Origin of the sequence: Primorskyibacter sp. S187A, from assembly GCF_049800955.1 — a bacterium.
GTDB lineage: Bacteria > Pseudomonadota > Alphaproteobacteria > Rhodobacterales > Rhodobacteraceae > JAKVBH01.
Genome location: NZ_JBNAGA010000001.1, coordinates 546,731 through 571,848 on the forward strand (window position 1 = coordinate 546,731; position 25,118 = coordinate 571,848).

General features: G+C 62.3%; 23 protein-coding genes and 1 riboswitch. Of the genes, 16 read left to right on the forward strand and 7 right to left on the reverse strand.

What is annotated here, in order from left to right; translation table 11 throughout:
• Positions 1-21 precede the first annotated feature (21 nt).
• Together ACP15S_RS02815 and ACP15S_RS02820 are read left to right on the forward strand one after the other, a co-directional pair.
• Entirely contained in the window at positions 22-1,479 is a 1,458-nt protein-coding gene (locus tag ACP15S_RS02815; RefSeq protein WP_425038058.1) for an efflux RND transporter periplasmic adaptor subunit, read from the forward strand.
• A 3-nt stretch (positions 1,480-1,482) separates the two neighbouring features.
• Positions 1,483-4,887 carry an efflux RND transporter permease subunit gene (locus ACP15S_RS02820; protein WP_425038059.1) on the forward strand — a complete coding sequence of 1,135 codons (3,405 nt, stop codon included), beginning with the start codon at positions 1,483-1,485 and terminating at the stop codon, positions 4,885-4,887.
• Here the strand turns inward: ACP15S_RS02820 and ACP15S_RS02825 are convergent.
• A complete protein-coding gene (locus ACP15S_RS02825; protein ID WP_425038060.1) occupies positions 4,866-5,669 on the reverse strand; it encodes a protein-disulfide reductase DsbD domain-containing protein in 804 nt (267 codons plus the stop codon). The genes ACP15S_RS02820 and ACP15S_RS02825 overlap by 22 nt on opposite strands.
• Positions 5,670-5,746: 77 nt before the next feature.
• Between ACP15S_RS02825 and ACP15S_RS02830 the strand changes: the two genes are divergently transcribed.
• A complete protein-coding gene (locus ACP15S_RS02830) occupies positions 5,747-6,373 on the forward strand; it encodes a YqgE/AlgH family protein (RefSeq protein WP_425038061.1) in 627 nt (208 codons plus the stop codon).
• 23 nt (positions 6,374-6,396) lie between these two features.
• Here ACP15S_RS02830 and ACP15S_RS02835 read toward each other — a convergent pair whose 3' ends face one another.
• Both ACP15S_RS02835 and pdeM read right to left on the reverse strand, forming a co-directional pair.
• Positions 6,397-6,813 carry a PaaI family thioesterase gene (locus tag ACP15S_RS02835; RefSeq protein ID WP_425038062.1) on the reverse strand — a complete coding sequence of 139 codons (417 nt, stop codon included), beginning with the start codon at positions 6,811-6,813 and terminating at the stop codon, positions 6,397-6,399.
• Positions 6,810-7,544, reverse strand: a complete 735-nt coding sequence (gene pdeM / locus ACP15S_RS02840) for a ligase-associated DNA damage response endonuclease PdeM (RefSeq protein WP_425038063.1) — start codon at positions 7,542-7,544, stop codon at positions 6,810-6,812. The genes ACP15S_RS02835 and pdeM overlap by 4 nt, the downstream gene beginning before the upstream one ends.
• Positions 7,545-7,618: 74 nt before the next feature.
• Here pdeM and ACP15S_RS02845 point away from each other — a divergent pair, with 74 nt between their 5' ends.
• The 4 genes from ACP15S_RS02845 (at position 7,619) to ACP15S_RS02860 (ending at position 11,645) form a co-directional block, all read left to right on the forward strand.
• Positions 7,619-8,287 (forward strand): SDR family NAD(P)-dependent oxidoreductase, encoded by a 669-nt coding sequence (locus tag ACP15S_RS02845; protein WP_425038064.1) that lies wholly within the window; start codon positions 7,619-7,621, stop codon positions 8,285-8,287.
• The gene (locus ACP15S_RS02850; protein ID WP_425038065.1) at positions 8,281-9,807 is read left to right on the forward strand and encodes a cryptochrome/photolyase family protein; all 1,527 of its coding nucleotides are present in this window, start codon (positions 8,281-8,283) and stop codon (positions 9,805-9,807) included. Before ACP15S_RS02845 ends, ACP15S_RS02850 begins: the two co-directional genes overlap by 7 nt.
• Before the next feature lie 144 nt (positions 9,808-9,951).
• On the forward strand, positions 9,952-10,659 hold the full coding sequence (locus ACP15S_RS02855; protein ID WP_425038066.1) for an SH3 domain-containing protein: 708 nt from the start codon (positions 9,952-9,954) through the stop codon (positions 10,657-10,659).
• A gap of 332 nt (positions 10,660-10,991) precedes the next feature.
• Positions 10,992-11,645 (forward strand): VPLPA-CTERM sorting domain-containing protein, encoded by a 654-nt coding sequence (locus tag ACP15S_RS02860; RefSeq protein WP_425038067.1) that lies wholly within the window; start codon positions 10,992-10,994, stop codon positions 11,643-11,645.
• Positions 11,646-11,729: 84 nt separating this feature from the next.
• On the opposite strand, the gene ACP15S_RS02865 is transcribed toward ACP15S_RS02860, so the two are convergent.
• Positions 11,730-13,148 (reverse strand): MORN repeat-containing protein, encoded by a 1,419-nt coding sequence (locus ACP15S_RS02865; protein WP_425038068.1) that lies wholly within the window; start codon positions 13,146-13,148, stop codon positions 11,730-11,732.
• A 208-nt stretch (positions 13,149-13,356) separates the two neighbouring features.
• On the opposite strand from ACP15S_RS02865, the gene ACP15S_RS02870 reads away from it, so the two are divergent.
• Together ACP15S_RS02870 and ACP15S_RS02875 are read left to right on the forward strand one after the other, a co-directional pair.
• A complete protein-coding gene (locus ACP15S_RS02870) occupies positions 13,357-15,015 on the forward strand; it encodes an NAD+ synthase (RefSeq protein WP_425039640.1) in 1,659 nt (552 codons plus the stop codon).
• 77 nt (positions 15,016-15,092) lie between these two features.
• A complete protein-coding gene (locus ACP15S_RS02875; RefSeq protein WP_425039641.1) occupies positions 15,093-15,851 on the forward strand; it encodes a hypothetical protein in 759 nt (252 codons plus the stop codon).
• Between the two features lie 22 nt (positions 15,852-15,873).
• On the opposite strand, the gene ACP15S_RS02880 is transcribed toward ACP15S_RS02875, so the two are convergent.
• Entirely contained in the window at positions 15,874-16,266 is a 393-nt protein-coding gene (locus ACP15S_RS02880) for a metallopeptidase family protein (RefSeq protein WP_425038069.1), read from the reverse strand.
• A gap of 74 nt (positions 16,267-16,340) precedes the next feature.
• Here ACP15S_RS02880 and ACP15S_RS02885 point away from each other — a divergent pair, with 74 nt between their 5' ends.
• Complete coding sequence (locus ACP15S_RS02885; RefSeq protein ID WP_425038070.1) at positions 16,341-17,672, forward strand: NAD(P)/FAD-dependent oxidoreductase; 1,332 nt, start codon at positions 16,341-16,343, stop codon at positions 17,670-17,672.
• A 50-nt stretch (positions 17,673-17,722) separates the two neighbouring features.
• Here ACP15S_RS02885 and ACP15S_RS02890 read toward each other — a convergent pair whose 3' ends face one another.
• On the reverse strand, positions 17,723-18,628 hold the full coding sequence (locus ACP15S_RS02890) for an MBL fold metallo-hydrolase (RefSeq protein WP_425038071.1): 906 nt from the start codon (positions 18,626-18,628) through the stop codon (positions 17,723-17,725).
• A gap of 84 nt (positions 18,629-18,712) precedes the next feature.
• Here ACP15S_RS02890 and ACP15S_RS02895 point away from each other — a divergent pair, with 84 nt between their 5' ends.
• From ACP15S_RS02895 to ACP15S_RS02905, 3 genes are all read left to right on the forward strand, one after another.
• Positions 18,713-19,138 (forward strand): DUF1801 domain-containing protein, encoded by a 426-nt coding sequence (locus ACP15S_RS02895; RefSeq protein WP_425038072.1) that lies wholly within the window; start codon positions 18,713-18,715, stop codon positions 19,136-19,138.
• A gap of 74 nt (positions 19,139-19,212) precedes the next feature.
• Positions 19,213-20,538 (forward strand): glutamate--tRNA ligase, encoded by a 1,326-nt coding sequence (gene gltX / locus ACP15S_RS02900; protein ID WP_425038073.1) that lies wholly within the window; start codon positions 19,213-19,215, stop codon positions 20,536-20,538.
• A gap of 76 nt (positions 20,539-20,614) precedes the next feature.
• Positions 20,615-22,039, forward strand: coding sequence for an MATE family efflux transporter (locus ACP15S_RS02905; RefSeq protein ID WP_425038074.1), 1,425 nt, complete (start codon positions 20,615-20,617; stop codon positions 22,037-22,039).
• On the opposite strand, the gene ACP15S_RS02910 is transcribed toward ACP15S_RS02905, so the two are convergent.
• Positions 22,036-22,593, reverse strand: a complete 558-nt coding sequence (locus ACP15S_RS02910) for a gamma-glutamylcyclotransferase family protein (protein ID WP_425038075.1) — start codon at positions 22,591-22,593, stop codon at positions 22,036-22,038. The genes ACP15S_RS02905 and ACP15S_RS02910 overlap by 4 nt on opposite strands.
• Positions 22,594-22,707: 114 nt before the next feature.
• On the opposite strand from ACP15S_RS02910, the gene ACP15S_RS02915 reads away from it, so the two are divergent.
• From ACP15S_RS02915 to gcvH, 3 genes are all read left to right on the forward strand, one after another.
• Positions 22,708-23,154 carry an RrF2 family transcriptional regulator gene (locus ACP15S_RS02915; RefSeq protein ID WP_425038076.1) on the forward strand — a complete coding sequence of 149 codons (447 nt, stop codon included), beginning with the start codon at positions 22,708-22,710 and terminating at the stop codon, positions 23,152-23,154.
• Positions 23,155-23,195: 41 nt separating this feature from the next.
• A riboswitch (glycine riboswitch) is annotated at positions 23,196-23,286 on the forward strand.
• 160 nt (positions 23,287-23,446) lie between these two features.
• On the forward strand, positions 23,447-24,595 hold the full coding sequence (gcvT, locus tag ACP15S_RS02920; protein ID WP_425038077.1) for a glycine cleavage system aminomethyltransferase GcvT: 1,149 nt from the start codon (positions 23,447-23,449) through the stop codon (positions 24,593-24,595).
• An 8-nt stretch (positions 24,596-24,603) separates the two neighbouring features.
• Complete coding sequence (gcvH, locus tag ACP15S_RS02925) at positions 24,604-24,963, forward strand: glycine cleavage system protein GcvH (RefSeq protein ID WP_425038078.1); 360 nt, start codon at positions 24,604-24,606, stop codon at positions 24,961-24,963.
• Positions 24,964-25,118 lie beyond the last annotated feature (155 nt).

Below are 25,118 nucleotides of genomic sequence, written 5' to 3' on the forward strand. Positions count from 1 at the left end.
GTTGAGCGAGGCCTGCCCAAGATGCGTTTTCTACGTCAAAGTCTGACTGGATTGTTTCTGCTATCCCTGACCCTGGGCCTGTTTCTATGGGCCGGAACCATCGTTTGGGACGCGGTGCAGGAGCGTATGGCGCAAGAGCCGCGCACGCCACCGGCGCGCGAACGGGTGTTTGCTGTCAATGTTGTTGAGGCCGATCCAACGTCGGTAACGCCGATTTTGACAGCCTTTGGCGAGGTGCAATCCCGGCGCACGCTGGAAATTCGGGCGTCTGCGGCGGGGCAGGTTGTTGAATTGTCTGAGAATTTCGAGGACGGGGCGCATGTTGAGGCTGGGCAGGTATTGGCGCGGATCGATCCAGCCAATGCCGAAGATGCCGTGGCGCGGGCGCGCACGGATTTGCAGGACGCGCAGGCAGAGCAGGCGCAGGCGACAGCCGCGCTGATCCTCGCGCAGGATGAATTGGCCGCAGCCCAAGAACAGGTTGTCTTGCGCCAGCGTGCGTTTGACCGCCAAAACGACCTCTCGGAGCGGGGCGTCGGGACGGCTACAGCGGTTGAGACCGCCGAGCTGGCCGCCTCCAGCGCGCGTCAGGCTGTGTTGACGCGCAGGCAGGCTCTGGCAACCGCCGAGGCGCGCTTGAGCCAGGCGGCGACGCAACTTGAGCGCATGCGCATCACGTTGTCAGAAGCAGAGCGGCAATTGGCGGACACCACCATCCGGGCACGGTTTGCCGGTACGTTGAGCGACGTAGCGGTCGTCGAGGGCGGGCTTGTCTCCAACAATGAACGTCTGGCGCGGCTGGTGGATCCGCTGTCGCTGGAAGTAGCCTTTCGGGTCTCCATTGAAGCCTATGCGAGATTGCTCGATGAGACCGGCCAATTGCGCCGGGCCAAGGCGCGCGTGAAACTTGATGTGCTGGGTGTTGATCTGGTGAGCGATGCGACGCTGGTGCGCGATAGTGCCGCCGTTGGTGAGGGACAAACCGGGCGGCTGATTTTCGCGCGTCTTGATACGCCGCGGGGCCTCAAACCGGGGGATTTCGTCACGGTTGAGATCGAAGAGACGCCGTTGGACAATGTCGTCCGGCTGCCGTCCTTGGCGGTCAATGCAGCGGGCGATGTGTTGGTGATCGGCTCCGATGAGCGTCTGGAGACGATGCGGGTCAACGTATTGCGTCGTCAGGGCAATGATGTGCTGGTGCGCGCACGCGGGCTCTCAGGCCGCGCGGTTGTCGCTGAGCGCACCCCACTTCTGGGGGATGGGATCAAGGTCCGTGCGCTCAATCCCGGGGCGGCCCCTGAGATGGACGAACCCGAATTGCTTGAGCTCTCAGAGGAACGGCGCGCGAAGATCCGCGCCTTTGTCGAAGCCAATAACAGGATGCCATCGGAGGCCAAGGCGCGCATCCTCGGGCAGCTGGAGCAGCCCAAGGTCCCGGCGCGGATGGTCGCGCGGATCGAATCCCGCATGGGGGGCTGATCCATGATGCGGGCCACCAGCGCAAAGACTGCAGACCTGTTTTCCTATTTCACGCGCCACAAGACGCTGGCCAATATCGTCATGGTGCTCATGGTCGTCGCGGGTCTGATGGCCATGCCCAACATGCGCGCGCAGTTCTTTCCCGATATCATCGTTGATGATGTGACCGTAAGCGTCGCGTGGGAGGGCGCGGGGGCTGAAGATGTCGATGCGGCGATCGTGCAGGTGCTGGAACCTGCGCTTCTGGCGGTCGAAGGGGTCGAAAGCTCTTCGGCGACGAGCCGGGAAGGCCGTGCTTCCATTGAGCTGGAGTTTGATCCCGGTTGGGACATGGCGCGCGCGGCCGACGATGTGCAATCGGCGGTGGATCAGATCACGACCCTGCCCGATGCCGCAGAAGATCCGACGGTGCGCCGCGGCGCCTGGCGCGACAGGGTCACGGATGTCGTGATCACCGGGCCTGTCGGCGTTGACCAGCTGGCGCGCTTTGCCGACGAATTCGTCGTGCGGCTCTTTGCGGAAGGCGTCACGCGGACGACCATCCGGGGCATTGCCGCGCCGGAGACTCTCGTGGAAGTGCCCTCCATTGCCTTGATCCGCCATGACATCACCATGTCCGAGATAGCGGAGGCCATTGCGGCGGAGGTCAGCGCAGATCCCGCAGGTGATGTTTCGGGGGCGTCTGCGCGGGTGCGCACTGGCGTTGAAAAACGTTCGGCTGATCAGATTGCGGCCATCGTCCTGCGCTCCAATGATGACGGCTCCAAACTCACGATTGGCGATGTCGCTCAAATCCGCGTCGAGGGGATTGACCGTGAGCGCAGCTATTTCGTGGGCAGCAACCCGGCCATTTCCATCCGCGTCGACCGCGCAGATCAGGGCGATGCCATTGGCATCCAGCGACAGGTGGAAGAGGTGGCCGCCCGGTTCAGCGCGACGCTGCCGGAAGGCACAGAGGTTGAGCTTATCAGAACCCGGGCGGAGTATATCACCGGACGTTTGAATATTCTGCTCGACAATGGCCTCGTGGGCCTTGGCCTTGTGGTAACGCTGCTGTTTCTGTTCCTGAACGCGCGCACGGCGTTTTGGGTCGCCGCGGGCATTCCGGTGGCCATGCTGGCGGCTGTGGGTCTGATGTATGCCTTTGGCATTACGATCAACATGATCTCGCTGTTTGCATTGATCATCACGCTGGGCATTGTGGTCGATGATGCGATTGTGGTGGGCGAGCATGCCGATTTCCGACATCGCACTTTGGGCGAGGACCCCTACACGGCCGCCGCCAATGCTGCGCGGCGTATGTCTATGCCCGTCTTTGCCGCGACGCTGACCACGATCATCGCCTTCTTCGGCCTCGTCATTATCGGCGGTCGCTTTGGCGATCTCATCCGCGACATTCCTTTCACGGTCATCGTTGTGTTGATGGCGAGCCTGGTGGAGTGCTTCCTGATCCTGCCGCATCACATGGCGCAGGCCCTCAAATATCAGGCCAAGGCCCATTGGTTTGATCTGCCCTCCCGGGTTGTGAACCAGGGGTTTGAATGGGTCCGCGAGTCGATCTTCCGCCCGTTTATCGCGGGCGTCATCTGGGCGCGCTATGCCGTCATTGCGGGGGTCACGGTGCTTCTGGCCACGCAAGCGGCCCTGTTCATACAAGGCGATGTGCAATGGCGCTTTTTCAATGCGCCGGAACGGACCTCCGTGACGGGCAATTTTGCCATGGCGCCGGGTGCCACGCGCGACGACACGCTGGAGATGATGCGCGAGATGCAGCGCGTCACCGAAGAGCTGGCCGCGCAATATGAGGAACGCTACGGGCGCAACCCGCTGGATTACGTTATCTCCGAGATTGGCGGCAATGCCGGGCGCGGGCTGGCGGGTACCGATACCAAGGATGCCGATCAGCTTGGCGGAATTTCCATCGAGTTGATTGACGCGGATTTGCGGCCTTATTCCTCCTTTGCCTTTGTGGGCGAGTTGCAGGATGCGGTACGCCGTCATCCGCTCGTCGAGACGATTTCGTTCCGCGGCTGGCGTTCGGGCCCCGGGGGCGATGCTCTCAATGTTCAGTTCTTTGGTGCCTCTGCCGAGACCCTCAAAGGCGCATCCGAGGACCTCAAACGCGCCTTGGCGCAATTCCCCGAAGTCTCAGCTGTGGAAGACAACCTGGCTTATGACAAGGAAGAGCTGATCCTCGAGCTGACCCCGCAGGGGCAGGCCCTTGGCTTTACAATTGACGCTCTGGGCCGTGTGCTGCGCAACCGACTGGCGGGGATCGAAGCGGCGACCTATCCGGATGGTCCGCGCTCTGCGAGTATTCGGGTCGAGCTGCCGCAAGGTGAGTTGACCGCCGATTTTCTGGAGCGCACTCAAATGCGCACAGCCTCTGGCGCTTACGTGCCGCTGGCCGATATCGTCAGCGTGGAGCGCCGCACTGGCTTCTCTACCATACGGCGCGAGAATGGCATTCGCATCGTCTCGGTCACCGGTGACATCTCGCAAGATGATGCCGCGCGCGCGACATTGCTCACGCAATCGCTCGAAGAGGAGATCCTGCCGCGCATTTCCGAGGAGCGGCAGGTGGAATATGTTCTCGCCGGTCTGTCTGAGCAGGAAGACACGTTCCTCAGCGATGCCCGTACCGGTCTCACGCTCGTCTTGCTGGGCATCTACATCGTTCTGGCATGGGTCTTTGCCAGTTGGACACGCCCGCTGGTGGTCATGTCGATCATTCCTTTTGGTCTTGTCGGTACGATCTACGGCCATGCGCAATGGGAGGTGCCGCTCTCGATGTTCACGGTCGTGGGGCTCTTGGGCATGACGGGGATCATCATCAACGATTCCATCGTGTTGATCACGACCATTGATGAAAAAGCCCGCGACAGAGGCATTTTCCCCGCCATCATAGACGGGGCAACGGATCGGTTGCGGCCTGTCCTTCTGACCACGCTGACAACGGTTCTGGGTCTCGCACCGTTGCTTTACGAGCAATCCTCGCAGGCGCAATTCCTCAAGCCCACGGTCATCACGCTTGTGTATGGTCTTGGCTTTGGCATGGTGCTGGTCTTGCTGGTCGTCCCGGCGCTTGTCGCTATTCAGGCCGATTGCGGACGGTTGATCGCAACGTTGCGGCGCGGGCTTGGCTTCCGTGCGGGGCGTGTGCGCCTGCTGCTAGGTGCGGCCAGTGTCGCGATGCTTGGCTGGCTGGGCGCCACTTTGGGAAGCTTTGTTGTGACAGGCAGCCTGCCACGCGCGCTCACATCACACCTGCCGCTGACGATGGACAGCTTCAGCACAGTGTTTGCGCTCTACGCCGCTGGCATGGTTGCGATCTGTTTGGTGGTCTACATGATCGCCGGTCTCTCGCTGGCCATCGCGCGCCGGGCTCACTCTGTGGCACAGCCTTGAATGTCGACGGCCTCGCCGTCGGCGATCACCGTGATCCGCAAATCGTCCTGCGTCACGGTAAAACCCTGACGCTCGGTATGTGACAGCTCGGTCTCCGCGATCAATACATCGCCTTCCCACCAGCTGCGCGGCTCAGCCACCCAGATGTAGGGGTCAGAGGCTTCAACAACGACTTCCTCGCGCCCGGCCATCTGGGGCAGGGTGATCTCCGCCCGCAGCCCCATGCCATACTGGACCGGGCCCATGAAGCAATCGACCTGTGCCACACCGGCTTCAGACGCGCTGTAGGGCGTGTCCAGAATGGCCGCGACTATGCGGGCGTCTGAGGCCCCATCCGGGGGCAGGGTGGCCTCAAAGGTCAGCGACGCCGGCACGCAGACATCGCTGCAGATCCCCATATCGATGGTCCCCGCCAGAGAGACCGTGTCGCCGTCGGCTTCTGGCGTGATTTCAAGCGGCAGGATCAACTCGCGCTGATAGCCGACCGTGCGCATCCCGCTCACGTTGAAGACATGCGGGGTGGGCCAGATGGGCCGCATCGTACTGAGGTTCTCACTGCCCTCGGTCCGAAAGCGCGGAGGTATCCCGGCATCTCCCGGTGCGCGCCAGAAGGTCTTCCAACCCGGCGCAAGTGTGATGCGCAAGGCCGCCATATGCGTGCCGTCGGCGTCCCGCCAGCCGGGCAGGACTTCGGCATGCACCATATCGTTATCCACCTGCGCAAAAGCAGGCAGAGCCATAGACAGCGCCAGCGCGGCGCAGGGGAGAACTCGTGACGTCATACCCTCCATTTGGCCCAACATCCGCTGAAATCCAAGTCACGAGGCAGCGAGGGTTGCGTGAACGTGGCGCACAGCCCATGATCAGACGGAAATGTGACCCGCAAAACGCGTTTGAAGGAGGCCAGAGCATCCCCTTGGAGACGACCCACAGTGATCTGACCGGGCAGTGCCTCATTGCCATGCCGGGCATGGGCGATCCGCGCTTCGCCCATGCTGTCGTCTATATGTGCGCACATTCCGATGAAGGCGCGATGGGGTTGATCATCAACAAACCCAACGATGAGCTGCGTCTGGGTGATCTGCTGGCGCAGCTGGAGCTTGCGCACAACGAGACCCATGCCTCCCGCGCGGTCTATTTCGGCGGCCCTGTGGAAACGGGTCGCGGCTTTGTCCTGCATACGCCGGATTACCGCTCCCCGGTGGCCACGCTCGAAGTCACCGAGACCATGAGCATGACAGCCACACTCGATGTTCTTGAGGAACTGGGCGCGGGCAAGGGTCCTGAGCGTTTCGTCATGGCACTGGGCTATAGCGGCTGGGGGCCGGGGCAGCTGGAAAGCGAAATTGCCGAAAACGGCTGGCTGACCTGCCCGACGGATCACGCACTGGTGTTTGACACGCCTGATACCGCCAAGTGGGAAACCGCGCTGGAGCGTATCGGTGTGCCCGCTCTCGCGCTCTCGGCGGAGGCGGGCCACGCCTGATCAACCGCCGTCGCCCAGCGAAGTCATGCGGGAACCATCGTGCCTTGCAAGACAGCCACATCGGTCACGGTGCCGTCGTCGGCGATGTTTTGCACCACTGAGGAAACAACCACCAAACGCCGCCCCGCTTTGATGACATGGCCCGTCGCACGCAGAATGGGTCCCTTGGCCGGGGCCAGCAGATTGATCTTGATCTCCGCTGTGAGAACATCGCTGCCCTCTGGCAAAAGAGACATCGCGGAATAGCCAGCCGCACTGTCGCCAATGGCGAAGGTCAGCCCGGCATGGGCAAAGCCATGTTGTTGTTTTGTGCTGCCCTGCAGTGCGGCTTCAATGACAACTTGCCCATCTTCAATGGAGACAAGGCGCGCGCCCAGGGTGTCCATGAGGGTCTGGCGCGCAAAACTCTCTTCGATCGCGTGTTTTTTCTCCGGTGTCATCGCTTGCCTCCCTGCGCCAGACGCGCCGCCGTGCCGGCGCGCGCATGGGGTGGGCCAAACCCCGGTTTGCTCCGCGGCATGGGCACGGCAAAGGCCGTCTGGCCAGTGACAATTGCCTGCGCATCGTCGCGCATCAAGGCGCATAATTCGTCAGCATCCGAGCGCAATCCGCCAGTATAGGTGCCAAAGGCCGGCAGGATCACGCGCGCGTCATCCCGCAGAAAGCAGGGCCGCGTGATCGTGCGCGCGCGGGTGCGCACCGGCGCTTTGGGATGATAGTGCCCCGAGATTTCTCCGGTGGCCCCGGGCTCTGCGATATGGCGAAAAACCACATCATGCAGGCGCAATTCCGCCACGTGCTCCCCGCCCAGATCAACGGGGCCTGGATCATGGTTGCCCTCCGCCCAGATCCAGCGGCGCCCGGCTTGCAGCCGCAAAATCCAGTCGCGCGCGCCGGCGCCGAGATCTGTGGAGGCCTGGAGATCATCGAAACTGTCTCCGAGGCACAGAACAATCGCGGGCCTCGTGGCATCAACCTCCGTCTCCAGCCGTTGCAACGTGTCCTGCACGTCATAGGGGGGAAGCTGAACGCCCCAGCGCCGTGCCGCCCGTGATGACTTGCCAAGATGCAGATCCGACACGCACAGAAGGCTCTCCGCGGGCCAGAACAATGCGCCGCTGGGACGCGCTTCAAAGCGGTGGCCGCAAAAGGAGAAGGCATGGGTGGTCATGTTTTGTTCTATGCGGAATTCGCGGCGCGACGCAAGGACTTGATGGCTGCGTCCCGCGCGTTAGGTCCGCCTGCATGACACAACACATCCTGATTATCGGCGCCTCCGGCGGGATCGGCCGGGCCTTGGTGGCCGCACATCGCGCGCGCGCGGACGCCGTGACGGAATTATCCCGCTCAAGCAATGGCTTGGACCTCACGGAGCAGGTTTCCGTGGATGCCCATCTGGGCGCGCTGGAGGGGCCTTTTGACCGCGTGATCGTGGCCACCGGCGCGCTGGAGATCGCGGGCGCGGAGCCCGAGAAGTCCATCAAATCGGTGACGGCGCAGGCCATGGCCGCGCAATTTGCCCTCAATACCATTGGGCCCGCCCTGTGTTTGCGTCATGCGGCCCGGCTGTTGCCGCGCAAAAGCCCATCGGTCTGGGCCACGCTCTCTGCGCGGGTCGGCTCTATTGGGGATAATCGTCTGGGCGGCTGGACGTCCTATCGCGCGGCGAAGGCGGCAGTCAATCAGGTGGTGCGCTGCGCCGCCATTGAACTGGCCCGCAGCCACAAACAAGCGGCCATCGTGAGCCTGCATCCAGGCACTGTCGCCACGCCGTTTACGCAGAAGTACCTTAGCCGTCACCCCTCTGTGCCGCCGGAAGAGGCCGCGGGTAACTTGTTGAGCGTGATGGATAATCTGGACGCCGCGCAATCCGGCCGCTTCTTTGACTGGCAGGGCGAGGAGGTGGCGTGGTGAGCCGGTTGGTTTTGGTTCTGGGAGATCAGTTGACCCCGAATGTCGCTGCGTTGAAAGCGGCTGACAAAGAAAAAGACACGGTCGTCATGGCCGAGGTCATGGCGGAGGCGAGCTATGTCCGCCACCACCCGAAGAAGATTGCCTATCTCTTTGCCGCCATGCGGAAATTTGCGCACGCACTGCGTGAGGACGGTTGGAACGTACTCTACACCGAGCTGGATGACACAAAAAACACAGGCTCCATTGTGGGGGAATTGATCCGCCGCTCCGACGAGCTGGGCGCGCGCGAGGTTTTATCCACAGAACCGGGAGAGTGGCGTCTTATCAAAGCGTTGCAGGACGCACCTCTGAAGATAAGTCTCCTCGAGGACGACCGGTTCATCGCGACACATGCGGAATTCGAGGCTTGGGCCGAGGGCCGGAAGCAGCTTCGCATGGAGTATTTCTACCGCGACATGCGGCGCAAGACAGGGCTGTTGATGGCCGGAGACAAACCCGCCGGAGACAAGTGGAATTTCGATCATGAAAACCGCAAGCCGGCGCCTGAAGATGTGAGCTTTTCCGGGCCCTTACGCTTTGAACCTGATGCAATCACCCAAGAGGTTCTGGACCTTGTGGAGGCCCGCTTTGGCTCCAATTTTGGCAGCGTGACACCCTTCTGGTTTGCCACGACGAGAGAGGAGGCGCTGCAGGCTCTGGAGCACTTCATCGCGCAGGCGCTGCCCAAGTTTGGCGCCTATCAGGACGCGATGCTCAACGACAATCGCTTTCTCTACCACGCAATCATCTCGCCTTACCTGAACGCCGGTTTGCTCACGCCCCTTGAGATCTGCCAAGCCGCTGAAAAGGCGTATGAAAATGGCGATGCGCCGATCAATGCCGTGGAAGGGTTCATCCGCCAGATCATCGGCTGGCGCGAGTATGTGCGGGGCATTTATTTCCTTGAAGGCCCTGACTACCCACAGCGTAACACGCTGAATCACAAAAGAAAATTGCCTGACCTCTACTGGGGTGGGGCGACGAAAATGAATTGTCTGGCCAAATCAGTAGAGCAAACGCGGGAAGAGGCCTATGCCCACCATATTCAGCGCCTGATGGTCACGGGCAATTTCGGGTTGATTGCGGGGGTGCATCCGACCGAGCTGCATGAATGGTATCTCGAGGTCTATGCCGATGCCTACGAATGGGTCGAGGCGCCCAATACGGTGGGCATGTCGCAGTTTGCCGACGGCGGCATCATCGCGTCAAAACCTTATGTGTCTTCAGGGGCTTACATCAATCGGATGTCCGATTATTGCAAGCATTGCCACTACAAGGTCGCGCAGAAAACGGGGGAGAAGGCGTGCCCGTTCAACCTGCTCTACTGGCATTTTCTGGACCGTCACAGAGATCGTTTCGAAGGCAATCCGCGCATGGGCAACATGTACCGCACCTGGGACAGGATGGACAAAGACCGCCGCGAAACCGTTCTGCAAGAGGCGGAGCTTGCCCTCGAAAAACTGGATAAAGGCGATCTTTGACGAGGGTATTTGTACGATTTAGGCTCCAAATCGAACAAATTGGGTGTTGCGCTGCATCGCGGCGCGCGCGGTCGGTCCGCAACGGCGGAAATCATGGGCCGCGCGGACTTAACGGCATGCCAAAACAGGCGGAGGAATGACCAGATGATCCGATGGATGACCCAGCTTGTGACGGCCTTTGCGCTGGTCTGTCCCGCGGTGGCCCAGGCGCAGGAGGACATGCGCAGCGCGCCGGTGCGGTTTGCGCCCGGGGCCAACGCGGCAGACATCACCGCGCGGATCACCGGACGCCAGAGCGTGCTCTACACGATCGGCGCCGAGGCCGGGCAGGAGCTGCAAGCGCGGCTTACAGCCAGCAACACCGCCACCTACTTCAACCTCTACGCCCCGGGCACGGGGCCGGGCGATCAGGCGCTGCTCAACAGCCAATTCACCGGGCGCGGCATGCCGGAGATCAACAGCGCGGAGATCACGCTTGCGCTCTCGGGCACCTACACGATCCACGTCTACCAGATGCGCAATGCCGCGCGGCGGGGTGATGTGTCGGACTATACGCTGAGCGTGTCTGTGACCGGCGCGCTGGGGGAGGTGGTGCAGGGCGACGTGGCTGATGGTCTGCAAGGGGGGCCGGATTTCTGGCAGGTGGCCACGCGCAATGGCGGACCGCTCAACCTGCGCGCGGAGCCCTCAACGGGCGCCAAGGTGGTGACAGTGCTGGAGCAGGGTCGCAGCCTGCGCAACCTCGGTTGCCGCATGGCCGAGGCGCGGCGCTGGTGTCGTGTGGCGACACTGGCCGATCCGGGGTTCGAAGGCTGGGCTGCAGGGGATTTCTTGGTGGAGGGCGCGCCTTAAGAAGAATTGCCCCGTACAAAGCGCAACCTATGCTGGAATTATGTGGTGTTTCCATTTTGGAGACAGTGTGTCGCCATAAAGCCCAACCCGCAGGGCAATCGAGACAGTTTGATTTTTTACGTTTTTTTACATGGGCATGGCGCAACGCGAGGCGCATGTAATTGACATGTTTGTCAGTGGAAGCCCTTGCCCTGGCGCCGATTTCCTGATGCGCTTCTTGCGACCCAGAACTGTTTAATCCTATCTCTGCCGTAGGGGAAATTCGCCATGGAGCTATTGGCTCGATATACTGGACATTGACCGACACAACTCTGCAGATTGAAACAAAGGGAATGGGACATTCGATCATGAAGATTTCGACGACCTTATCCGCCGCCATGGTTTTGGCGCTCTTAGCGAATTCGGCACAAGCAGCAATTGTAACGATTTTCCCCGTGCGCGACACTTTTGAAAACACGGTCCCGGTGAAGTTGTTCTACGAAGGTTTCGAAGATGTTACGGACGATGTCAGCTTTGGTGGCGGGTCGGTAACCGTTGGCGAAGTTACGCTACGTGGGGACTCGCAAGACAGCTTATACAACCAAGTCGACGTGGTCCCTTTCCGGCCTGAAGTGAACGTCGATGGGTCTAATGCTGCAAGCTTCTTTGTGTCGCCTACTCAAGGCGCATCGATCACAATGGCTAATCCGGTCACCTATTGGGGCGCCGATTTTCGCAACTTTAATGTCGACAGCGAAAGCACAGCAATAGTCATAAATGGCGAAAAGCTGGTTAATATTGGTTTTTTGCAATCCCTCGCCTTTATCGGTGTTGAATCTGACACGCCATTCACGCGCATCGATTTCGTCGGAATTACCGAAAACGCGTTTGGCATCGACAATATAACTTATGGTTTTGCAGCCCCTGTCCCGCTGCCTGCGGGCGGCCTGCTGCTTCTGACCGGCCTGGCCGGTGTTGCAGCGATGCGGCGCAAGTCGAAGCGCTGATCTGAACGGTCTTTCGAGACGGTAAAACACATGGGCCCGGCGGTGCGATGGCGCGGCCGGGCTTTTTGCTGCCTGCGGAGGGGGCTATTCCGTGGCAGTGCTTGTTTCGCGGGCCAGCGCGCCGTTGACCCATTCGCCCGCCGCTTCTTCGCCCGTGGCGTAGCGCATCGTGCCGGGCCCTTGTCTGCGTCCGGCGCGGAAATTGCCCTCATAGACATCGCCATTGGCATAGGTCGCGGTGCCTTGCCCGGAAATCTCGCCGTTTTCCCAGGCGCCGAGGTATTTGAACCCGTCGGGCATGGCGATCTCGCCTTGTCCGTGGCGCTGGCCATTCAGGAAATCTCCGGTGTAGATCGTCCCGTCGGGGTAAGTCGCGGTGCCTTTGCCGTGGCGCTGGCCGTCCTGCCATTCGCCCTCGTAGCGGTAGCCATCGGCATAGGTCATCACGCCAAAGCCATGGTTGCGCGCGTTCTGAAAGCCGCCTTCATAGGTGATCCCGTTGGGGTAGGTGGCCCGGCCCTGGCCCTGGATTACGCCGTTTTCCCATTGGCCCTCATAGGTCGCGCCATCGGGGTAGGTGATATTGCCCACGCCATGGGCCAGATCGCCCAGAAATTCGCCGACATAGATCGAGCCGTCCGGGTAGGTCACCGTGCCGTTGCCCTCGATCTTGCCTTCGAGCCAGTCGCCCTCGTAGCGATAGCCGTCCTGCCCTGAGAAGATGCCGCGGCCGTGGCGTTTGTCATTGGCGAACTGGCCCTCGTAGACATCGCCATTGGCATAGGTCACGCGGCCCTCACCCTGACGGCGGCCATCGACCAATTGCCCTTCGTAGACATCGCCATTGGTCTGGGTGAGCTTGCCTGCGCCGTTGATCTGACCCTCGCGCCAGAGCCCCTCATAGACCATCCCGTCCGGCATGGTCAGCGTGCCTTCGCCCTCGCGCTTGCCCTCTTTGACGCGGCCCTCGTAAACCGAGCCATCGGGATAGGCGACGGTGGCGATGCCGTCCTTCACGCCATTGACCCAATCACCGTTGTAATTGTAGCCGCCCGGGCTTGTCATCGTGCCGCGCCCGTGGTGCATCGCATTGCGAAAGCCGCCCTCGTAGCGCACGCCATTGGCATAAAGCGCGGTGCCTTGCCCGGTGATCTGGCCTTCGACCCATGTGCCCTCATAGGTGCCGCCATCAGCGAAGATGATCTTGCCGACGCCCTCGGGCTTGCCCTTGGCAAACTCGCCCTCATAGACTGACCCATTGGGGAACCGCGCCACGCCGCGCCCCTTTATTTCGCCCTCGACCCACTCGCCGGTATATTCATAGCCATTGGGCAGCCGATACGTGCCGGTGCCGTGCTGCAGGCCGTCCTTGAACGTGCCTTCATAGACGCCGCCATCGTCATATTGCTTGGTGAGAACTTGCCCATCCTGCGCGAATGCGCCCGCCGCACTGAATGCCACGAGGATGGCCGTGGCCCCTGCGATACGAAGAGACGATGTCATGTGCGGATCAGCCCTTTTCCACTTTGGAAGAGAGGGTAAAGCCTTGTGCCCGCGCAGACAATGCGATTCGGGCGCTTGGGGCGGGCGGCTGCGCATCTCTGCCACCCGTCGCGCCGCATGGGCTTCCCCTCGCGCGCAGGTCTGCTAAGTGGTGCTCCGAAGAGACGACAGCCGCCCGAGATGCGGCATGACACAAGGCTCAGGGCATATGACGGACAGCTTCCGTATCACATTGGCGCAACTCAACCCCACCGTCGGGGATTTGACCGGCAACGCCGCCAAGGCGCGCGCGGTCTGGGAGACGGCCAAGGCGCAGGGCAGTGATCTCGTCGCGCTGCCCGAGATGTTTATTGCCGGCTATAACGCGCAGGATCTCGTCATGAAGCCCGCCTTCCACCGCGCCGCGCTGGCGGAGGTCGAGGCGCTGGCCGCAGCTTGCGCGGAGGGGCCAGCCCTTGCGATTGGCGGGCCGCTCGCGGAAGACGGCAAGCTCTACAACGCCTATTTCATCTGCAAGGGCGGGCGCATCGTGTCGCGGCAACTCAAGCACAACCTGCCCAACGAGACCGTCTTCGACGAGGTCCGTATCTTCGATAGCGGCCCCCTCGGCGGGCCCTATGCGGTGGGCAATACGCGCATCGGCTCACCTATTTGTGAAGATGCGTGGCATCCGGATGTGGCTGAAACGCTGGAGGAGAGCGGCGCTGAATTCCTGCTCGTGCCCAATGGCTCGCCCTATTATCGCAACAAGTTCGACACCCGGCTCAACCATATGGTGGCCCGCGTGGTCGAGACGGGCTTGCCGCTGATCTATCTAAATATGGTCGGCGGTCAGGATGATCAGGTGTTTGACGGTGGCTCTTTCGGGCTCAATCCCGGCGGCGAGCTTGCGTTCAAACGACCTGCCTTTGACGAGGATGTGCATCAGATCACGCTGACGCGCGGGCCCGAGGGGTGGCGCATTGCGCCTGATGAGGTGGTCGCCCATCCCGATGAATGGGAGCAGGATTACCGCGTCATGGTGCAATCCTTGCGCGATTACATGGCCAAGACGGGGTTCAGGAAAGTGCTCTTGGGCATGTCGGGCGGCGTCGATTCCGCGCTGGTCTGCACGATTGCGGCAGATGCGCTGGGCGCGGACAATGTGCGCGCCGTGATGCTGCCCTCGGAATATACCTCGCCCGAGAGCCTTGAGGACGCGAAGGCCTGCGCTGAAAGCTTGGGCGTGCGCTATGATTTCCTACCCATTTCCGGTCCGCGCGCGGCCGTGACCGAGGCCTTGGCGCCGCTCTTTGAGGGGACAGAGGAGGGGCTCACGGAGGAAAATATCCAGTCCCGCCTGCGCGGTCTGCTGCTCATGGCGCTCTCCAACAAATTTGGCGAAATGCTTCTGACGACCGGTAACAAGAGCGAGGTTGCCGTGGGCTATGCCACGATTTATGGCGATATGTCAGGCGGTTACAATCCGATCAAGGATCTCTACAAGACCCGCGTCTTCGAGACCTGCCGCTGGCGCAATGCGAACCACAGGCCGTGGATGCGCGCGCCCGAGGGCGTCGTGATCCCTGAGCGCATCATCACCAAACCGCCCTCCGCCGAGCTGCGCGAGGATCAAAAAGACAGCGACAGCCTGCCCGATTATCCTGAACTCGATGCAATTTTAGACATTCTCGTGGACCGCGATGGATCGATTGCCGATTGCGTTGCAGCAGGCTTCGAGCGGGAGGTGGCCCGGAAGGTCGAGCATCTGATTTATATCAGTGAATACAAGCGCTTCCAGTCTGCGCCGGGGGCGCGGCTGACCAAAGGCGCCTTCTGGCTGGACCGCCGCTATCCCATCGTGAACCGCTGGCGCGATCCGTCCTGACGATACGAAATGTAAAGCCTTGAGCCCTAGCACCCCACCCAACTGGAAATTCCAGAAGGGATGGTTTGGTGTCGAAGATGCGATTTCTGGCATGGTTCTTGCTTGGGCTGCAATTGGCGATTGGTTTGGCGTTGGCGGGGCCGCAATCCCTTCTCGTGACGGAACAGGAGCGCAAGGCGCTGTTTGATATGGAACGTGGGCAGAATGCGGGCCTTGTGCAGGCCTCCGCGCCTGCGGGGTCGCTCTTTTTTGGCTCCAACGCAGGCTCGCTCTTTGCGCCGGTGGAGCGGCGGTCGTCCTCCGTGCCGGGTCTGAGCGCGCCGATCACGGGGCCGGGCAAAGGCATGGGCGTGGCTGGTCTGCGCGATCTGATTGCCAAGGCGGAGGCGGGCAAGAGTGGCTATGACGCGGTGCAATACGGTGCACGCATCAAACCCAGCAAAGCACCGACGGACATGACCATTGCCGAGATTTATCACTGGATCGACGTCACCCCGCGCCAGCCCCATGCCATTGGCCGTTACCAGTTCATCCCGCCAACGCTGCGCCGTCTGGTCAAACGCGCGCATCTGCCTGCGACGACGCGCTTCAGCCCCGCTGTGCAGGATCAGCTGGCCGATCTCTTGCTGGCCGATGCAGGGCTCAGCCGGTTTCTCACAGGTGAGCTTGATCAGACGGGCTTCATGAACAACATCGCCAAGATCTGGGCCGGGCTGCCCAATGAGACGGGCAAGTCGCATTATCACGGCTATGCGGGCAACAAGGCGGTGATCTCCTGGGAATATTTCCACCGCGAGATGACGCGTATGTTCCCCGATGCGCGGCGGCGCAGCTAGTCTCTGGAGACCGGGCCGCGGCTCACTCCCACCAACGGTCGATTTCGGCAATATCGTCGTCGGACCAGCCAAAGTGATGCGCCAGTTCATGGACGTAGACATGGGCCACAAGCGTGCTGAGGGACACATTCCCCCGCGCGCGCCATTCCGCCAGAATTGGCGCGCGAAACAGCCAGATCACGTCAGGGCCTTCCGGGACATCAAAGACGGACTTCTCGGTCAGCGGAATGCCGTCATAGAGGCCCGTGAGCAGCATCGGATCGTCCAGACCAATCGCGGCCAGCATCGCCTCGCTGGGCCGGTCCTCGATGCGCAACACAACCTGCGCGGCTGCGGGCGCAAACGCCTCCGGGAGCCCGGCGCGGGCGCTCTCCGCCATGGTGTAGAAGGCAGCGATATCTGGGCTATCCGTCATGGCGCCACCTTGCCCAAGCGTAGGTGTGATGAAAAGGGGGTGACAGCGCGGGTGGCTTGGCTCAAATTCACCCCATGCCCGGACCGCCCCCCACAGAATTTCACTCCGACACCACATTGCCTGATCGTGTGGATGTCGCCATCATCGGTGGCGGGATCATTGGCTGCGCCACCGCGTTGGAGCTGGCCGAACGCGGCTTCTCCGTTGCGCTCTTTGAGAAGGGCGTGATCGCAGGCGAGCAATCGGGGCGCAATTGGGGATGGGTGCGCATCGCGATGCGCGATCCGCGTGAATTGCCCCTGATGATGGAGGCCATGCGCGGCTGGGAAAGCTACGCTGAGAGGTTGGCCCATCCCACGGGCTTTCACCGCTGCGGCATCCTGTTTTCCTATCAAAACGAGCAAGCGGGCGCGCGCTATGCGGATTGGTTGCGCAATCTCGAACCCTACCAGACGCCCGCGCGCATTCTTGAGCGCCACGCTCTGCGGGAGCTTCTGGGCGATGTGCAGCTGGACGCGGACGGCGCGCTCTACACGCCGGAGGATGCCCGCGCCGAGCCGCAGCTGGCCGCGCCCGCCATTGCCGAGGGCGCGCGTGCGCAGGGCGCGCGGCTCTTTACGGGCTGCGCTGTGCGCGTGGTCGAGCACAGCGCGGGCCGGGTGAGCGCGGTTGTCACAGAGCGTGGCCGCGTCGCCTGTGACCAGGTGGTTCTGGCAGCGGGCGCGTGGTCGCGGCTCTTTGCGGGCAATCTGGGCATCGACATCCCGCAGCTGAAAGTGCTGAATTCGGTGTTGCGCACCTCGCCTGTGCGCGGTGGCCCGGAGACGAGCCTTTGGGCCAAGGGCCTGGCCTGGCGCAAGCGGCGCGATGGCGGCTATACTCTGGCAGATGGCGGATCGAACCTGCACGGGATTACGCCAGACAGTTTCCGCCTCCTGCGCCGTTTTTTGCCGTCATGGCGCGCCAATGCGGGCGATGTCACGCCCCGGCTCGATGACAGATTTCTCACCGAGCTGCGCACGCCCCGACACTGGTCAGGCCGGGAGCAAACCGTTTTTGAGCAAGACCGGGCGCTCGATCCAAGTCCCGCCGCGGCCCGCATGCGCAAGGTCTGGGCCAAGGCGCAAGCGGCAATCCCGGCGCTGGAGCGCGCGCAGATTGTGCAATCCTGGGGTGGGTTGATCGACGTGACGCCTGATGCGATCCCCGTCATCGGTCCGGTCGACAGCCATGACGGCCTCTTCGTCGCGACGGGCTTTTCCGGCCATGGGTTTGGCATCGGGCCGGGGGCGGGGCGCTTGATGGCCGATCTCGTCACCGGGCGCGCGCCTGTCGTGGACCCGACGCCCTTTCGCCTCAGCCGTTTCAGCGATGGCAGCCCGTTGCTCCTGGATGACGCGTTTTAGGCGCGTGTCTTTGCCCGGCTCCGCACCTTTGGCGCAGCCGGGCGCATGTCTCAGAGAGAAAGCTGGTAGCTCATCGGCTCATAGGCAAAGCTGCCGCCGCGATTGGCGACATAGCCCACCGCCGGGAAGGGCATGTGGTAGCCGATAAACGGCATCTTCTCTGCGGCCAGCATCCCCAGCAGGCGCTTGCGCGTCGCTGCTGCTGCCGCCTTGTCGCGGTCAAAGCGCACTTCCCAATCCGGATAGGCCAGAGACCAGACGTAGTGATTGGCGAAATCCGCCGCGATCAGGAGCTGTTGGCCGCCGCTGTCGAGCAGATAGGCCATGTGGCCCGGCGTATGGCCGAACGCATCCATGGCTTCCACGCCGGAGGTCACGGCGTCGCCGGGATTGATCATGGAGAACTTCTCGGCCAGCGGCTTGACCATCTGGTCGAAACGATCGCCGCTGCTGTTGTCAAATTCCACCGCGCCAATGACGTAGGAGGCATTGCCGAACGTCTCCGCGCCTTCATTCATCAGCCCGCCGATGTGATCGCCGTGGCTGTGGGTGATGACAACATGGGTGATCTGATCGGTGCTATAGCCTGCGGCCTCGAGCGCAGCAGTCGTGCCAGCGGCATTCAGCCCTGTGTCAAACAGGATGAGCGCGGAGCCGGTGTTCACGACGGTGGGCGTGAAGTAAAACCGCGCCTTGTCTGAGGGAATGCCCGCGGCGTCAGACGCCTCCTGAAACTCTTCCGCGCTTACATTCATGCCGAAGATCGTCTGCATCTCATCGCGCACGGCGGAGCCTGCAAGCAGCGTCGTGACCTCGAACTCGCCCAGTTTGACCCGGCGAAACTCCGGCAGGTTTGCGCCCAGCATGGGCGCCTGGGCCTGTGCGGACATGGACAAGAGTGGCGTTGCCGCGACCCCCGCCAGCGCCGCGCGGCGCGACATTTTCAATTGCGACATGGGTCACCTCCTTTGATATGATGGGATCAGGTAGGGCGACTTTAAGACTTGTCCTGCACAAGCGTCCGCACAAGGATGTGAGCCATGACCAATAAAACCATGCCCACGCCCATCCCCGTGGCTGATTTTCTGGCCCAGGTCGCGCCGGAGCGGCGGCGCGACGAGGGGCTGAAACTGGATGAGATCTTTCGCGAGGTGACGGGCTTTGAGCCGCAAATGTGGGGCGAGAGCATCGTCGGCTACGGGCGCTACGCGTATCGCTATGCCAGCGGGCGGGAAGGCAGTTTTCTGGCCACGGGGTTCAGCCCGCGAAAGGCGCGGCATTCGATCTACATCATGCCCGGCTACAGCGATTTGGGCGGGCTTCTGGACAAGCTCGGCAAATACAAGGCGGGCGCGGCCTGTCTTTACATCAACAAGCTTGCGGATATCGACGAGCGTGTCCTGCGCCGGATCATCAAGCAGGGGTTGTCTGAGCTCAAACGGCAATGGCCCGTCAGCCCGACTTAGAGGCGTGTGCGCGCCTGGCCATTCTGGACAATCGCTCTGCGCTGTGACAAGGCCCGTGGCAACAGGAGAGACCCATGACCACCACCCGTTTTGCCCCGTCCCCCACTGGCTATATCCACGTCGGCAACCTGCGCACGGCGCTCTTCAATTACCTGATCGCGCGCAAGGCGAGCGGCACGTTCATCCTGCGGATTGACGATACCGATGCCGAGCGTTCCAAGCAGGAATATACCGACGCGATCATGCAGGACCTCGAATGGCTGGGCCTCACATGGGACAAGGTGGAATACCAATCCAAGCGGCTCGAGCGGTATGAGGCGGCGGCGGATGCCTTGCGCGAAAAGGGCCGGTTCTATGAGGCCTTCGAGACGCCCGTCGAGCTGGATCTGAAGCGCAAGAAGCAGTTGAACATGGGCAAGCCGCCTGTCTATGACCGCGCGGCGCTTGAGATGAGCGATGCCGAACGGGAGGCCTTGCGGGCCGAGCGCGGGCAAGGGGTCTGGCGCTTCAAGCTGGATCACACGCGCATCGCCTGGGAGGATGGTATCCTTGGCGCGCTGTCCATTGATGCGGCATCGGTTTCCGATCCGGTTTTGATCCGGCAGGACGGGCAGATGCTCTATACGCTGGCCTCGGTCGTGGATGATACCGAGATGGGGGTCACCCATGTGGTGCGCGGCTCCGATCACGTGACCAACACGGCGACGCAAATCCAGATCATCGAGGCTCTGGGCGGAACAGCCCCCAGCTTCGCGCATCATTCCCTGCTGACCGGGCCACAGGGCGAGGCGCTGTCCAAGCGGCTGGGCACGCTGGCGCTGCGCGATCTGCGCGAACGCGGGGTCGCGCCGGAGGCGCTGCTGTCGCTCATGGCGCGGCTGGGCTCATCCCAGCCGGTGGAGCTGCGCACCTCGCTTGACGAGATCGCCGAGGGTTTCAGCCTCGACCAGTTCGGCTCAGCGCCCACGAAGTTTGATGAAAACGATCTCTTCCCGCTGACGGCCCGGCATCTGCACGGCCTGCCGCTGGAGGCTGTCGCCGACAAGATCGCAGCCCTGGGTGTGCCCGATGCGCTGGCCGCGCCGTTTTGGGATGTGACGCGGGAGAATATCACAGTGCTGGCGGATCTGGAGGGCTGGTGGGATCTGTGCCGGAACGGCGCGGAGCCTGTGATTGACGCCGAAGACGCGGATTTCGTGGCGCAAGCTATGACGATGCTGCCAGAGGGGCCTTTTGATGCGGGCACCTGGAGCGCCTGGACGGCGGAGGTCAAGGCCGCGACCGGGCGCAAGGGGCGCGGACTTTTCATGCCTCTGCGCAAGGCGCTCACCGGAATGTCCCACGGCCCGGATATGGGCGATCTGATGCCTTTGTTGCAGGTGGTCCGCGCGCGGGGCTGATAGCGTTCCGCGCAAAATACCTTGATTTTCGCCGTGCCCGGCGGGGATAGTGACGCACCAGTTTGGAGGCAGTGCCATGAGCAAACCAGCGGGCACGGCCCCTTCCGGCGCAGGCGGAGCGCAGGCCAAATTCCTCTCGGGCAATCTGTTTCGCCATGTGTCTGTCATGTCGCTCACTGCTTCGGTGGGCTTGATGGCGGTCTTTCTCGTCGATTTTATCGACATGGTTTTCATCTCGATGCTGGGCAAGGCGGAGCTGGCGGCGGCCATAGGCTATGCGGGCGCGATCTTGTTTTTCACCACGTCTTTCGGGATTGGTATGGCGATTGCGGCGGGCGCTCTGGTCGCCCGGGCTTTGGGCGCGGGCGAAGTTGAGGAGGCGCGCGCCAAGGCCAGTCATGCGCTTGTCTGGGGTATGATTTTCGGCGCGATTTTCGCGGCTGTGGTCTGGGTCAATCTGGGCCCATTGGTGCGGCTTTTGGGGGCCGAGGGTGAGACGGAGGCGCTGGCGGTCTCGTATTTGCAGATCATCGTGCCCACCCTGCCGTTTTTGCTCGTGGGCATGATGGGGGGCGCGATCCTGCGGGCCCATGGCGCGGCGCGCGCGGCGATGATGGCCACGATTTACGGCGGGCTTGTCAATGCGGTGCTCGATCCGATCCTGATCTTTGGGCTGAACCTTGAGCTGACGGGCGCGGCTCTGGCCTCGGTCGCGGCTCGGCTGACCATTGCGGCCACGGCGCTACGGCCGATTTTCAAGAGCTATGGCGGGCTGATTGCGCCCCGGGTTCTGGGGCTTTTCGGCGATCTGCGGGTGATCCTCGCGATTGCCGTGCCTGCCATTCTCACTCAGCTGGCCACACCCATCGGGCAGGCCTATGTCACACGCGCCATGGCGGAATATGGCGAGGAGGCCGTCGCGGGCATGGCCATAGTGGGCCGATTGACGCCGCTGGCCTTCGGGGTGATCTTTGCGCTCTCGGGTGCTGTGGGGCCGATCATCGGGCAGAACGCAGGCGCGCAACGGGCCGACCGTGTGCAGGCGGCGTTCCGGGCCTCGCTGCTCTTTACCGCGCTTGTCGTGCTGTTCATGTCGGCCTTGCTGTTTGTGCTGCGCGAACCGATCGTGGCGATCTTCGGAGCGGAAGGTGTCACGCGGGAGCTCGTCTTTCTGTTTTGCGGCCCGCTGGCGCTGGTGTTCTTTTTCAACGGCGCGCTCTTTGTCTCGAACGCGGCGTTCAACAATCTGGGCCATCCGTTTTATTCCACCGCGACCAATTGGGGGCGCCATACCATCGGCACGGTGCCGTTTGTCATGCTGGGCGCCTGGGCGCTGGGGGCGCCCGGGGTTTTGATCGGGCAGGCCGTGGGCGGCGTCGTCTTCGGGGGTTTGGCGGTCTGGATGGCCATGCGGATCACAGCGCAGCCGCTGGTTCTGGACGACAAACCCGCCTTTGCAGGCCACCGGCGGTTGACCCAGCTCTTCAATGCCCGCCGCTAGATCCGCGTGATCCCCACCGTATCAAGCAAGCCGTCGATATGCGCCGCCTGGTGCGGGCTCAGCGGTTGGGCGCGGGGGTAGCGCGGGTTGTCCCGGTCTTGCAGAACCGGCGCGTGCCATCCGTCGGTTGTCTCCAGAAAATGCGTGAGACCCGCCGCGCCAAAGACCTGTTCATAGCCCGTCAGCACCGTGTCGAGATAGCTTTGCAGCACCGGATGCGCCGGGGTCGGGGCGAAATGCGCGCCCTCGGCAATGGCATAGACCGCGATATCTCCGCCGGGCGTTGCGCCGCTCACGCTCTCGGTCACCATGACACGCGCATAGGCCCATTCGCGCGCATCAAGTGCAGCCCAATCATCGGCAGGCACATCGGCGACGACGCCCCGAATGGCGCTGCCCGGCGCGCGCACCGCCGTCAGAAAAGCCACGTCGCGATGGGGCGTATGCCGCCAGGCCCGGCGCCACCCCTGCAAGGTCGCGGGGCGCACATTGGTGAACGAATGGGTCCGGGCATGCACCAGAGAGCCATATCCAAAGAAATGATGTGCGCTCATCTGCTACAGGGGCCTGTTGATATATGTCATGTTTCTAAGTCACCTTTTGGTTTACGGTCTGTGCCCAGGGTCCAGGATTGGTGCCTGAAATCAGACCAGCGCGAGGGTATTTCAATGCGGGTCACGAAGCGAACGAACATTGCCATGCGGGTCTTGATGTACTGCGCGGCCAACAAGGACAGGCTTGTCACCAAGTCAGAAATCGCCGAGCGCTGCAATGCGTCGGAAAACCATTTGGCACAAGTCGTCAATCAATTGGGGCAGCTGGGCTATCTGGCAACGCATCGGGGCCGCAATGGTGGTCTGGAGCTGGGCCGGGCTGCCGCTGCGATCCGAATTGGTGAGGTTTTCCGGGCACTTGAAGCCCCTGTGCCTATTGCCGAATGCTTTGCGGATGTCGACAATACCTGTCCGCTGACAGCCCATTGCCGCCTGCGCGTGGCGCTCAGGGATGCGGCGGAAAGCTTTTATGCGCATCTCGATGAGATCACGCTGGATGCGCTCTTGTGCGATAACGCGCCTCTTGAGGCGCTGCTGACACCGGTGAGCTGCACGCGCTAAACGGGGCTTGCCCGAACGGTATGCTCTGGCATACATCTTGTGTATCTCAGATGGGAGAATCGGTGCGACGCGCCGGTGCCGAAGGAGCAACCGCCCCGGAAACTCTCAGGCCCAACGGACCATTTGAGACACAACAGACTCTGGAGAGAGGCGCGACATTCGCGCCCGCCGAAGGGATAACGATCTCAGGCGAAAAGACAGAGGGGGCATCTGAGGCGCGCCAAATCAGGCTGCGCATGGGTGCCGGACGGTTTCATTCCAATGACCTCCGGAGATGACGGAGGGTCCGCGCATGGCGGAGACAGATAACGCGAATAGCGGTGATCTCAGGCGCACGCCCCTGCATGGGTTGCATGTGGAGCTGGGCGCGAAGATGGTGCCTTTCGCGGGCTATGAGATGCCGGTGAGCTATCCGCTGGGTGTCCTCAAGGAGCATCTGCATTGCCGCGCGCAGGCCGGGCTTTTTGACGTGAGCCACATGGGGCAGGTCGTGCTGCGCGCGCGGGACCCGGAGGTGGCAAAGCTGGCGCTGGAGCGGCTTATCCCGCAAGATGTGCTTGGCCTGCCCGAGGGGCGGCAGCGCTACGGATTTTTCACCAACGATGCCGGCGGGATCGAGGATGATCTGATGTTTGCCAATCGCGGCGATCATCTCTTCCTCGTGGTCAATGCGGCCTGCAAGGAGGCCGATATCGCGCGGCTGCGCGCGGCGCTGGAGCCTGAGGTGACAATCAAGGAGATCACCACCCGCGCGCTGATTGCGTTGCAGGGGCCTGCGGCGGAGGCTGTACTCGCCGCCCATCATCCCGATTTTGCCGCCATGCGGTTTATGGAGGTGGCGACCCTGCCGCTGGGCGGTGCGGAGTGCTGGGTCTCACGCTCAGGCTATACGGGCGAGGATGGCTTTGAGATTTCCGTGCCCGAGGCTGCGGCGGAAGACGTGGCGCGCGCGCTTTTGGCGGATGAGCGGGTAGAGGCTATCGGTTTGGGCGCGCGGGATTCCCTGCGGCTGGAGGCGGGGCTGTGCCTTTATGGCCATGACATTGACAGCGCCACCAGTCCGGTTGCCGCCAATCTGACATGGGCCATGCAGAAGGTCCGCCGCCCCGGCGGCGCGCGGGCGGGCGGGTATCCGGGCGCGGAGCAAATCGCGGGCGAATTGGCCGAGAGCACAGCCATGGCGCGCGTCGGATTGCGCCCCGGCGGACGGGCGCCCATCCGCGAAGGCGTGGCACTTTTTGCCAGTGAGGCTGCGTCAGAGCCAGTGGGCCATGTGACCTCGGGAGGCTTTGGGCCCAGTGTTCAGGGGCCTGTGGCCATGGGCTATGTCGCGCGGGCGCTGGCCCAGCCGGGCCGCCCGATCTGGGCAGAGCTGCGCGGCAAGCGCGTCGCTGTAGAGATCGTCAACCTGCCCTTCGTGGCAGCCAATTTCAAACGATGAGGGATCAGATGAAATATACCGAAGAACATGAATGGCTTGCGGTGGAGGGGGAGATTGTGACCGTGGGGATCACGGCCCATGCCGCCGAACAGCTGGGCGATGTGGTCTTTGTAGAGATGCCCGAAGAAGGCACGACCGTGAGCAAGGACGATGAGATCGTCGTGATCGAAAGCGTCAAGGCGGCCTCGGATATCCTCGCGCCGATTGATGGCGAAATCGTCGAAGTCAACGCTGCGCTGGAAGATGAACCCGGCAAAGTCAATGACGACCCCGAGGGCGAGGCGTGGTTCTTCAAGATCAAGGCCTCCGATCTTTCTCAGGTCGAGGCGTACATGGATGAGGCGGCCTACAAGGCGTTTATCGCCTGAGCGACGCGATTGGCCGGGGTAGGGGGCTCTGCCTGCAGGTTTGTTTAGTGGGGGGCTCTGCCCGCAGGTTTTTTTAGCGGGGGGCTCTGCCCCCCGGGCCTCGCGGCCCTCCCCCCGAGGTATTTGAGGACAAAAGAAGCACGGGACCTGCGCGA